Below are 10,601 nucleotides of genomic sequence, written 5' to 3' on the forward strand. Positions count from 1 at the left end.
TCGCTTTTATACAAAATGCTTTTCTTTTAAAATCACATATAATTTTAAAGTAGAAATAAAGAAAGTTAAAATAGCAGGTCCAAGGATAATACCCCAAAAGCCAAAACTTGAAATTCCTGCTATCATCGCAAAGAAAATTAAAAGTTCGTTAATTTGTGTTGGAATTTGAACAAGTTTTTCATTGATCCATTTAATGATATAGGGTTTTACTAAAGTATCTGCGATAAAAGATATCATTACCACGCTATAAATGAAAATCACTAAAGCACCGCTTAGATTATTATTTGCAAATTCATATAAAGAGACAGGCACATAAACTAAGGCCCCACCTACCACAGGGATTAAAGAGCTAAAGCAAAATAATATTCCCATTAAAATCGCATCATAACCATAAAATTTAGTAATGATAGCAAAAAGCACCCCTTGTAAAATGGCATTTAGCACCATAGAATAAAACACCACAGACATTACATTACTCACTTCACTTAAAATGCCTTGAGTTTCTTCTTTTTTCATAGGCACTATGCTTTTTATATAGCCAATGAGTTGGGCTCCATAAAGATTAGCAAAGAAATAAAACACACAAATTAATACCATATCAGTTAGAAATTTAGTGCCAAATTTAGTTGCGCTTGAAAGATAGGTTAAAACATTTTTAGAGATAGAATTTAAGTCAATACTTGCTAATGCTTCTTTGATTTTAGGTTCTATAAAACTTAAAGATTCAGGTAGGTGTAAAGAATAATTTTTAAAATATTCTATGGTATTGTGAAAATAGCTTATATCAAAACCTTTTGCAGCCTTTGCTAGTTCTATAATAGCATATACAAAAGGGATAAAAAATAAAGCTAGCATAAAAGCAGTAGTAGCTGCTGCAGCAACGACTTTTTTACCTTTAAAAATACTTAAAAATTTAACATTAACATTAGAAGTAGAAACAGCCATTAAACTTGCTATGGCTATATTCATCAAAAAAGGTTTAAACAAAAAAAGTACCCAAAATAAAATGATCAAAATAAAACTAATCAAGAAAAAATTACTACTTTTCATCAAATAAACCTTTGTTATATTTTAATTTTAAAACATCAAAGCTTTTTAAGCTTGCAATGCGACCTTTGGCTGTTCTTTCTATATAGCCATTTGCTAGTAAATATGGCTCTATCACATCTTCTATGGTATTTTCATCCTCACTTAATGCTGCGGCTATACTAGAAAGTCCTATAGGTTTTCTTTTAGCTTCAGTTAAAAGCTCTAAATACCGCAAATCCATCGCGTCAAAACCAAGCTCATTTACCCCTAAGGAATCAAGTGCTTGTTTAGCTCTTTTTTCGCTAATGATTTCTTCATCATTTACATCAGCAAAGTCTCTTACACGCTTAAGCAATCTTAATGCTATTCTTGGGGTTGAGCGACTGCGTTTGGCTATTTCTAAAGAAGCTTTTTTTTCACAAGTTTTATTAAGCTTTAGAGCTGCTTTTTCTAAAATGATAGCAAGCTCTTCATTTTTATAAAATTCCAAGCGAAATTGCATACCAAAGCGATCGCGTAAAGGATTACTTAGCATACCTGCTCTTGTAGTAGCACCTATTAAAGTAAATTTGGGTAAATCGATTTTTATCGTTTGTGCAGCAGGGCCACTACCGATGATGATATCAAGACGAAAATCCTCCATAGCAGGATAAAGCACTTCTTCTATGGCGGGACTTAAGCGATGAATTTCATCGATAAATAAAATATCTCCCTCGCTAAGATTAGTTAAAATCGCAGCTAAGTCCCCGCTTTTTTCTATCATGGGTGCAGCAGTAGTTTTGATATTTGCATTCATTTCATATGAGATAATATTTGCTAAAGTTGTCTTACCAAGTCCTGCAGGCCCGCTAAAAAGGATATGATCTAGACATTCATTTCTTTTTTTAGCAGCTTTGATGAAAATTTCTAAATTTTTTTTAATGTTTTCTTGTCCTATGTAGCCGTCAAAATTTGAAGGTCTAAGGCTTGTTTCATAAGTTTCATCAGGGGAGAATTTTTCAATCTCTACGATTCTATCCATATTTTTTCCATTTTATTTTGTAAGAAATTTTAATTTTATCTAAAATTTGCTAAAATAAACATTTAAACTTAGATTATAGAAGTTTTTATGGGAATTTTAGAGCAATTAGAGTTAGATTACGAGCTTGAAGAAATCGAGCGTTTTTTGTATTTTTTTAGAAGTCTTTGTGATGTTTTAGAGCCTTTGATAGTAAAGCTAAGCAGTGATAGCTCAAAATACAAAGAAGCTTTAAAAGACTTAGAGCAAAATATCCACAATGTAGTTTGGGCTGCTAAAAGATTAAATTTAGATGAGATTGCAAATTTTTGCACATTTTGTGAGGAAATTATGCAAGAAGCAGCTAAATTTGATGGGCCTGCTAGCGATGAATTTGTGGATTGGATGTTTTTAGTGGGTGAGCAGCTTGATAGATATTGCAGTGATTATGAAAAAAATGCTTCTTTTTTAAGCGTATTTAACCCTCAAATTGCAAATGTTCCTGATAAAATTTCTAAATAATGGGGACGACTTGGCTTCGACAGGAGTAGAGTGGCCTTGGTGGCATGTCGCTTTGAGCAAAGCGTATAAAGCTCAAATTAAAATTAAACGCAAACAACGTTAAATTTGCTCCTGCTTACGCTAAAGCTGCGTAAGTTCAGTTGAGCCTGAATTTTAAGTGATACTATCTAGCTTAGAATTTGGTCATTTTTGATAGTGTAGATTGAAATTTGACAAGTTTTGATTGAAGTTAAAGTCTTAGTCTAGCTTGAAATTTTGGAAGGTGAGTTTGGCTAGATGAAATTTTCACCTTTGCTAAGCATGTAGATGCCGTGGTTGTTTTATTTTTGGACAGGGGTTCAATTCCCCTCGTCTCCACCAAATTTAATCTTTCATATATCAATTTATTAGAATTTAGTATTTTAATAATATAATTTCATCAAAGCTTTCTTATTATTGATAGGACTTCAAGGAAGGCTTCTTTTAAGATAGATGGTAAGGTTTTTATTAATTCTAAATTTAAATTCATTATAAAGCTTGATAGTATTTCTTAGCATTTTAAAAAGTTCTTTTTGTTATCATTTTAAAAAATACTAAGGTTGTTCTATGAATTTTTATGAAGAAATTCAAAATAATGAAATTTATAAAACTCTAGCCAAAAATGCTTTATTAGTTAAAGAACTTTATAGTTTAAGTGATGATGAAATTTTTTTACATGATAAGCACTTTTAAAGTCTTAAACGAAAAACAAAGTGAATATATAGCATTATTAAGGAATTAAGATGGAAGAATATATTTATTATTTACCTGATGAAAATGGAGATAAAAAAGAATTTAAAACAAATGCAAATTCTATCATAATCGTAGGTGCTAATGGCTCAGGTAAAAGTAGGCTTGGGGCTTGGATGAAAAATAATGAAAATATACATATTATTGCTTCAAAAAGATTGTATTATATAGATGAAAAAATTGAATACGTGTATTCAGATGCGTCAGATAGTAATAACTTAGAGATAAAAGATATACAAGATGACTATACTACTGTGATATCTAATTTATTTTTTAAACAATTTAGGGAAATTCTTTTGAGAAACAAAGAAGAGCCTATTACAACTTGTGTAGATTATTTATTTGATATTTTTAAAGAAACCACGCAGAAAGAATTAGGAATAAATCATGATAATAAATTTTATATAAAACATAAAGATTATGAAATAATTAATTTTAGCAGAGGAGAAGAATTGATTTTATATTCAATAGCTAAAATATTAACAATACCAATTAAGGACAATAAACAACAAACTATTATAATTGATGAGCCAGAATTACACTTACATCCATCTTTAACTAACAGGCTTTGGAGCGTTTTAGAAAAGCATAGGCAAGATTGTTTATTTATATACATAACGCATGATTTAAATTTTGCTGCAAATCATATAGAAGCGGATAAATTTTGGATTAAATCCTACAATGGGCAAAAATGGGAAATAGAAAAAATAGAAAAAAACGATATACCGCAAGAATTATTTTTAAAACTTTTAGGTGCTAGAAGAGATATTTTATTTGTAGAGGGAAAAAGTGAAAGTTTAGACACTAAAATTTATAGCATACTATATCCACAATATCAAATCATACCATGTAGTAGTTGTGAAAATGTTTTAAACTATACAAAAACTTTCAACGAACAAAATGCCTTGCATGGTTTTAATGCTTATGGGATTATAGATAGAGATTTTAGAACACAAGAAGAAATAGATAGTGCAAATAAAAATCAAGTGAAGGTTTTAGAAGTAGCTGAAGTAGAAAATTTATTTTTATTAGAATGTATTATTTTGGCTATTTTAGAACAATCAGACGCAAGAGAAAAATTTGAAGAAGTAAAAGATTATATCTTTGAAACAAAATTTAAAAATGTTCTACAAAATCAAATTTCAGAAAAATTAGAAAAAGAAGTAAAACATAAATTAAAATCTATATTTAAAGAATCAAAAACACCCAAACAAATACAAGAAAAGATTAGTTCTTTGGAGCAACTAATAGGTTTTGAAAACTTACATAAAGATATTGAAAATAAATTTAATTCTGTATATGAAAGTAAAGACTATGATGAATTATTAAAAATATTTAATCAAAAAGGAATTCTTGAAAATGGTGTATTTTTAAGCAAAGTAGGCAAAACAAAAGATACTTATGCAAAATCGGTTTTAAAATTATTAAGAGAAAATGAAGAGCTTAGAAAAGAAGTCTTAAAATATATTCCAAGCTTTACAGAATAATTCTTTGCAAGGCTATCCTTGCAAAGAATTTATACAAATAAAGAATTCACACTTTCATTGTGATAAACTCTGCGTATTACCTCGCCAAAAATAGGTGCTACGCTTAGGACTTTGATTTTATCCATTTGTTGTTTTAAAGGTATAGTGTCAGTTACTACTAGCTCATCAAGCGCATCTTTGGCTATTCTTTCATAAGCTACGCCACTAAGCACAGGGTGGGTACAGCAAGCTATAACTGACTTTGCACCTTTGCTTTTAAATACTTCAGCAGCTTTTACTATGGTTCCTGCTGTATCGATAATATCATCTACCAAAATTACTTCTTTATCTTTTACATCACCGATGACATTCATTACTTCGCTTTCATTAGCCTTTTCGCGTCTTTTATCTACTATAACTATATCAAGTCCTAAAGCTTTTGCTACGCTCCTAGCTCTTGCTATACCGCCTATATCAGGACTTGCGATGATAGGGTTTTTATAGTTTTTATTTTTAATATAATCATTAAAAATAATACTCCCATAAAGATTATCCACAGGTATATCAAAAAAGCCTTGAATTTGTCCAGCATGTAAGTCTATGGTAGCTACTCTATCTACCCCTGCTGATTCTATAAGATTTGCTACTAATTTTGCAGTAATAGGCACCCTAGGACTTGCTTTTCTATCTTGTCTAGCATAGCCAAAATAAGGGATGATAGCTGTGATAGAGCTTGCACTTGAGCGACGCAGAGCATCTGTCATGATTAAAAGTTCCATTAGATTATCATTTGTTGGAGCACAAGTACTTTGAATGATAAATACATCTTTACCACGCACACTTTCATCTATTTGAATGCTAATTTCACCATCACTAAAACGCTTCACACCCGCATTGCTTAGAGGCAGTGAAAGGTATTTTGAGATTTTTTTAGCAAATTCCTCATTTGCTGAACCAGAAAATATTTTATATCCGCGCATATATAAGCCTTAGAAAGTTTTCTGTGATGATATAAAATTTTTTTTGAAAATACAATAAAACATATCAAAAGCCGTGCAATCTTTTTAAATCCGCATCAATAGGAAGTTTATTTCCGTCTTTATCTACACTTACATAAGTTACCACAGCTGAAGTTACATGCATGCAATATACACGGCCATAATCATTGGCTCTTTGGGTAACTACTTCTACTTCTACGGTGATAGAAGTATTACCTGCTTTGATGATTTTTGCATAGCAAGATACCAAATCACCTACGAAAATTGGTTCTTTAAAAATGATCTTATCCACTGCTACAGTTACTACTCTTTGCGGAGAAAGCTCCCTTGCTGCAATGGCTCCAGCTAGATCAATTTGTGACATGATCCAACCACCAAAGATATTACCAGCGGGGTTTGTATTGCTTGGCATAGCTATAACTCTTAGTTTAGGTTCTCCCATATCTTTCATACATTCTCCTTGTGTTTTAAAAAAAACATTATAATTAAGTTTTAAAAATAAAGAAAGGTAAAAAATGAATGATTTTAAGCAAATAGCAAAAATTGTGAAAAATAGGAAACAAAATATCAATAGTCTTTATAATATACTTCAAACTAATCAAAGTCATCCTTTGATAGATAGAGCTTTAGAACTAGCTAATCTTGAAAATGAAAAAAGCAATGTTTTAGCAATGTTGCGTCGTTTGGTGGATTTAAAAGAGGAAAATTTAGTCCAAGAACTTGAGAAAAAAGGTTTAAATGAAGAAGAAATTTCTCAAATAAAATATAAAGTTTTTTCTTTAGTAAGAGCCTTTTATGAAGTAGAACATCAAGATTTAATCGATGAGATTAAGAGTAAAAATTTACTTGATGAGTTTTATTTGGCTCTAGTTCAAGGTGTGCATAATATAGGTGTAGTTATGAATTCTTTTGAGCTTGTTTGGAGCAAGCAAATTTTAGATACAAATAATAAAATCTTAAAAGAACAATTTCCAAATTTAAGCGATGCTTTGGAGTTTTTAAAACAAAATGAGCTTTATCAGCTAAATCAAGATAGTGAAATTTGTGAAAGAAGCTATGGAGCTTTAGTTAAAATAGGAACACTTTGGAGATTTTTACCTTATGCAAAAGCTTTTGAAAATGAAGTTTTAAAGCTTGAATATGAATTTGATAAACTTTTAGAAAAACTAAGAAATTGTGTGCTAGATGATGAAAAAAATGCTTATATTGATTATATAGAAAAATTAAAATTTGCATTTTGTGAAAAAGATAATAATGAAGTAGTTAAAAAATGGCAAGAAGCAGAGCTTGCGTGGATGGAAGTAAAATGTCCATTACAAGTTGGCCATCCTTTAGAATACTATGAGGACTCTTATACACATGCAGTAGCACTTGAGTGGGATATACGCTTAGAAGATGTGAGTGATTTTAATGGGAGCGAGTTTAAAGATAAAATCAAAGAAAGCTTTGCGATGGTGTATGCAAATTTAGATGAAGAAGATGAAGCTTTGTTTGATGAAGTGAATTTTAATCTTGAAAAAACTCAGCTTTATATTTGTATGCCTATGATTTTTTATGGAGCAGAGCTTAAGGGGCTTTTTTCCGCTCAAGTAGTGCCAAATGATGAGTATGTAAGCAATATAGCAGGTAAAAAGATCTTTGCTTTTTTAAATTATGTTTATGAAAATGCTAAAACCAAGCCTTTTATGAAGCTTTCTTCTATGGTATTTGAAAAAGAATTTTTAGATTATGGTAGAGAAATTTTATTTTACAATGAAAAATTATGGAAAAGAATTTATGAAGTTTCTACCATAGGTCATGAGTTTGGGCATATTTTCTTTGTGGCAAATGATAGTGAAAAGAAAATGAATGAAAGTGGCGTGTTTAAAAATATAGAAGAGTTTAAAGCTACTGCGGGTGGGCTTGTGAATTTCTTTTTACATGAAGAAGATGATTTAAAGCTTCCTGTATTTTATGAGCTTATTAAAAGGGCCATAGGATTGATTGCTTGGCAAAGAGTAGAGGAGGTTAAGCCTTATTATACTGAAGGTTTGATTCATTTGTCATTGCTGTTTAAATCAGGGGTGTTATCTTTTGCAAATGAGAAATTAAACATTAAATTTGATGAGGAAGCTTACGAGAGTTTTAAGGCTGTGTTTATGCAAAATTATTATAAGCTGGCAAGACATTATATGTTAAAAGAAGATGCTAAAAATTATTTAGACGAATTTTGTGTTTTAGAAGATGAGGTGTTTTTACCACTTGATGAAGAGTGTAAGGAATTTGTAAAATACTACTATGAATTACACAAACTTTATGGCAATGAAATCGATGAAAGTGGAGAGTTTGAAAAATACTCTAATGCAAAATAAAATTTTATCAAGAAGAACTTAGCTTTCTTCTTGATATTTACTATTTTCTAATACTTTTTCCATATCTTTTTGCGTTTTTAAAATAGCTTTACTAAAGCCATTTAGTACTGAAAATGGAGCAAATTGTGCCGCTCTTTTTTCTCTTGACATTGGTGGAAATTGTTTTGATTTTTGATATTTTATATCTATTATATCTTTATAATCATCATGCATTATGACCTCCTATTAAAGAAGTAATTTCTTTAGTCTCATCATCCAAGCTTGAAGCTTTTAAAATAGCCTTTTTACCAAATTTTTGTATGATTTGAAGTCTTGCTTTTTGGAGCTTTTCTTCTTTTTCAAGTTGATTTTTCTCTTGTGAAATTGCGTTAAAATCACTAAATAAATTTAATTCTTGGAATTTTTCTTGAGCTTTATCTGTGATATTATTTAAACTTAGGCTGATTTTTCTAATACTTAAGTTTTTATCACTGATTTTATAAAAAAGTTCTAAGGTTTTTTTGTTGATGATTTTTAAAGAATGGGTAAAATTTTCTAAATTCATACTTCCGTGAGCATTTTTAGGTATAGCTCTTCCGTAATTATCTTTAGTAATAGCTCCTTTGTAAGAACTCAAAAAACTTGAATTTTCTAAATTGCTTTTATCATATTGTATATCTAGTGTGATATGGTTTGTTTTAAGGTTATTTTGTATAAGTTCAAGTACTAAATGATCTACAAGTTCTTTTAAAACCTTTATTGCTTGATTATTATCATATGCAAAAGGCAAAACCTTAGCCATGATTTTAGAGTGATTTTGTGATTTGTAATTTTTAATATCTTTCATTGTGCAAGTTTCAATACCCCATGCATGATCGATCAAAAGTTCAGCATTAACACCAAAGTGTTTATAAAGCAAGTCTTCATGTTTTAAAGAAAATCTTGCAAGATCTCCCATAGTATAAATGTTTAAATCTGCAAGTTTTAAGGCAATACCTTTACCTATACGCCAAAAATCTTTTAAAGGTTTATGCTGCCACAATTTATATCTATATAATTTTTCATCTAAAAAGGCTATAAGCAAGCCATTTTCATCTACTTTTTGTCTTTTAGCGAGTATATCCATAGCAATTTTAGCTAAGTATAAATTTGTGCCTATGCCTGCTGTTGCGGTGATTTTACTTGTGTGTGAAATATCAAGTAAAACCTTAGTAAGTAGCTCATAAGCTGATAGTTTGTATTTTTCAAGATAAGAACTAAGATCGATAAAAACTTCATCAATAGAGTATATATGAATATCTTTAGCATCAAAATACTTCAAATAAATGCTGTATATTTTTGTGCTAAATTCTATATAAGTAGCCATTCTGGGCTTAGCAATAATGTAGTCTAATTCTAAATTTAAATCATTTTCAAGTTCCAATATATTAAAACTTTTAGCTTTAAAGTGGTGTTTTTGAGCTTGTTTTAGTCTTTCTTGGTTGATTAAATGGATTTTTTGTTTAAACTCAAAAAGTCTTAATCTACCAGGTATATTGTAAGTTTTTAATGCAGGTGAAACTGCTAGTATGATGGTTTTGTCCGTTCTTGTTTTATCTGCTACAATAAGATTAGTTGTTAAAGGATCTAAATTTCTTAAAACACATTCAGCTGAAGCGTAAAAAGATTTCAAGTCAATAGAAGCGTAAATTTGCATAGTATGTGAAGCTTGCCTTTAGATTTATTAAGTTTTGATGATATTAATTATAACAATAAAAATTACTAAAATAGATGAAATAAAATGAAATTTATAAGGTGGCGGACAGAGAGGGATTTGAACCCTCGAGACCCGTTAAGATCTGCACCCTTAGCAGGGGTGTGGTTTCAGCCACTCACCCATCTGTCCGTATTAAAAGGGAAAGTATATCTTATTGTTTATAAGATATACCTTAAATTTATACACTGAAATAAGCTATGATTAAAGTTATAATAAAACCAGCACCTAAAACTGCTATTTGTTTACCTCTATCTTTGCGTATAGCTATAATAGTGATTAAAAGTCCTGAAATATAAAGTATTATCATAGCAAGTGCAAAAGCTAACCCAAGTACAGAAAAGTACCACATACCTTTATCTTTATGAAGCAAAATCATATTTCCAAGCAAGCTTCTATCTTTTGTTGTAATTTCATAGTCATTCTCATCTAATTTTATAATACTTGCTATATAATTTATAGTCCCAAGTTCTATGCCATCGCCTTTTTTGTTGAGTTTTGGTTCCAAAGATGAAGGAATTTTTAAGTTGTTTTTCTTTAAAAAATCAATTAAAAATTCAGCTTCAGCACCCTCTTGAATAATAGCTTGAACTTTGTAATTTTGAATTTTAGCTCCACTTTCTCCATCAAAACCAGCTATATAAGCAAAACCTGTGATTGCATATAAAAATGCAAGTGGTAAGAAAAATAAACTAATGTAAATGTGAATTTGTCTGAATAATTTGTTTTTATTCATTT

At 29.9% G+C, this 10,601-nt stretch carries 10 protein-coding genes, 1 tRNA gene, 1 other RNA gene and 1 pseudogene; 5 read left to right on the plus strand and 8 right to left on the minus strand.

Annotation, left to right across the window (positions count from 1 at the left end; genetic code table 11):
• Positions 1-6: 6 nt before the first annotated feature.
• Both L8T82_RS06405 and ruvB read right to left on the minus strand, forming a co-directional pair.
• Positions 7-1,050: an AI-2E family transporter gene (locus tag L8T82_RS06405; RefSeq protein WP_133319757.1), complete on the minus strand. Its 1,044-nt coding sequence runs from the start codon at positions 1,048-1,050 to the stop codon at positions 7-9.
• Positions 1,040-2,050: a Holliday junction branch migration DNA helicase RuvB gene (ruvB, locus tag L8T82_RS06410; RefSeq protein ID WP_220566281.1), complete on the minus strand. Its 1,011-nt coding sequence runs from the start codon at positions 2,048-2,050 to the stop codon at positions 1,040-1,042. The genes L8T82_RS06405 and ruvB overlap by 11 nt, the downstream gene beginning before the upstream one ends.
• Before the next feature lie 87 nt (positions 2,051-2,137).
• On the opposite strand from ruvB, the gene L8T82_RS06415 reads away from it, so the two are divergent.
• The 4 genes and pseudogenes from L8T82_RS06415 (at position 2,138) to L8T82_RS06430 (ending at position 4,803) form a co-directional block, all read left to right on the plus strand.
• Complete coding sequence (locus L8T82_RS06415; protein ID WP_039619086.1) at positions 2,138-2,548, plus strand: hypothetical protein; 411 nt, start codon at positions 2,138-2,140, stop codon at positions 2,546-2,548.
• Position 2,549: 1 nt separating this feature from the next.
• Positions 2,550-2,908: a transfer-messenger RNA gene (gene ssrA / locus L8T82_RS06420) on the plus strand.
• A gap of 237 nt (positions 2,909-3,145) precedes the next feature.
• Positions 3,146-3,308, plus strand: a pseudogene (locus L8T82_RS06425) (hypothetical protein); the annotation flags it as partial.
• A 1-nt stretch (position 3,309) separates the two neighbouring features.
• Complete coding sequence (locus L8T82_RS06430) at positions 3,310-4,803, plus strand: DUF4435 domain-containing protein (protein ID WP_263726136.1); 1,494 nt, start codon at positions 3,310-3,312, stop codon at positions 4,801-4,803.
• A gap of 29 nt (positions 4,804-4,832) precedes the next feature.
• Here the strand turns inward: L8T82_RS06430 and L8T82_RS06435 are convergent, their stop codons facing one another.
• Positions 4,833-5,762, minus strand: coding sequence for a ribose-phosphate pyrophosphokinase (locus L8T82_RS06435; RefSeq protein WP_039619082.1), 930 nt, complete (start codon positions 5,760-5,762; stop codon positions 4,833-4,835).
• Between the two features lie 64 nt (positions 5,763-5,826).
• Positions 5,827-6,231, minus strand: a complete 405-nt coding sequence (locus L8T82_RS06440; RefSeq protein WP_133319755.1) for an acyl-CoA thioesterase — start codon at positions 6,229-6,231, stop codon at positions 5,827-5,829.
• A gap of 64 nt (positions 6,232-6,295) precedes the next feature.
• On the opposite strand from L8T82_RS06440, the gene ciaB reads away from it, so the two are divergent.
• Positions 6,296-8,131 carry an invasion protein CiaB gene (gene ciaB / locus L8T82_RS06445; protein ID WP_263659276.1) on the plus strand — a complete coding sequence of 612 codons (1,836 nt, stop codon included), beginning with the start codon at positions 6,296-6,298 and terminating at the stop codon, positions 8,129-8,131.
• Positions 8,132-8,149: 18 nt separating this feature from the next.
• On the opposite strand, the gene L8T82_RS06450 is transcribed toward ciaB, so the two are convergent.
• From L8T82_RS06450 to L8T82_RS06465, 4 genes are all read right to left on the minus strand, one after another.
• Positions 8,150-8,344, minus strand: coding sequence for a hypothetical protein (locus L8T82_RS06450; protein ID WP_220567232.1), 195 nt, complete (start codon positions 8,342-8,344; stop codon positions 8,150-8,152).
• Positions 8,337-9,806 (minus strand): DNA methylase, encoded by a 1,470-nt coding sequence (locus tag L8T82_RS06455; protein ID WP_263726137.1) that lies wholly within the window; start codon positions 9,804-9,806, stop codon positions 8,337-8,339. The genes L8T82_RS06450 and L8T82_RS06455 overlap by 8 nt, the downstream gene beginning before the upstream one ends.
• A gap of 99 nt (positions 9,807-9,905) precedes the next feature.
• Positions 9,906-9,995: transfer RNA gene (locus L8T82_RS06460), tRNA-Ser, on the minus strand.
• Positions 9,996-10,044: 49 nt separating this feature from the next.
• The gene (locus tag L8T82_RS06465; protein WP_133319744.1) at positions 10,045-10,599 is read right to left on the minus strand and encodes a hypothetical protein; all 555 of its coding nucleotides are present in this window, start codon (positions 10,597-10,599) and stop codon (positions 10,045-10,047) included.
• Positions 10,600-10,601: the final 2 nt, after the last annotated feature.

It is taken from the genome of Campylobacter sp. IFREMER_LSEM_CL292 (assembly GCF_025771615.1).
Taxonomy (GTDB): Bacteria; Campylobacterota; Campylobacteria; order Campylobacterales; family Campylobacteraceae; genus Campylobacter_D; species Campylobacter_D lari_D.

Bases quoted from the DNA above. Each gene is read 5' to 3' on its own strand.
- L8T82_RS06405 (WP_133319757.1), bottom strand. From the start codon at position 1,050: ATGAAAAGTAGTAATTTTTTCTTGATTAGTTTTATTTTGATCATTTTA.
- ruvB (WP_220566281.1), bottom strand. From the start codon at position 2,050: ATGGATAGAATCGTAGAGATTGAAAAATTCTCCCCTGATGAAACTTAT.
- L8T82_RS06415 (WP_039619086.1), top strand. From the start codon at position 2,138: ATGGGAATTTTAGAGCAATTAGAGTTAGATTACGAGCTTGAAGAAATC.
- L8T82_RS06430 (WP_263726136.1), top strand. From the start codon at position 3,310: ATGGAAGAATATATTTATTATTTACCTGATGAAAATGGAGATAAAAAA.
- L8T82_RS06435 (WP_039619082.1), bottom strand. From the start codon at position 5,762: ATGCGCGGATATAAAATATTTTCTGGTTCAGCAAATGAGGAATTTGCT.
- L8T82_RS06440 (WP_133319755.1), bottom strand. From the start codon at position 6,231: ATGAAAGATATGGGAGAACCTAAACTAAGAGTTATAGCTATGCCAAGC.
- ciaB (WP_263659276.1), top strand. From the start codon at position 6,296: ATGAATGATTTTAAGCAAATAGCAAAAATTGTGAAAAATAGGAAACAA.
- L8T82_RS06450 (WP_220567232.1), bottom strand. From the start codon at position 8,344: ATGCATGATGATTATAAAGATATAATAGATATAAAATATCAAAAATCA.
- L8T82_RS06455 (WP_263726137.1), bottom strand. From the start codon at position 9,806: ATGCAAATTTACGCTTCTATTGACTTGAAATCTTTTTACGCTTCAGCT.
- L8T82_RS06465 (WP_133319744.1), bottom strand. From the start codon at position 10,599: ATGAATAAAAACAAATTATTCAGACAAATTCACATTTACATTAGTTTA.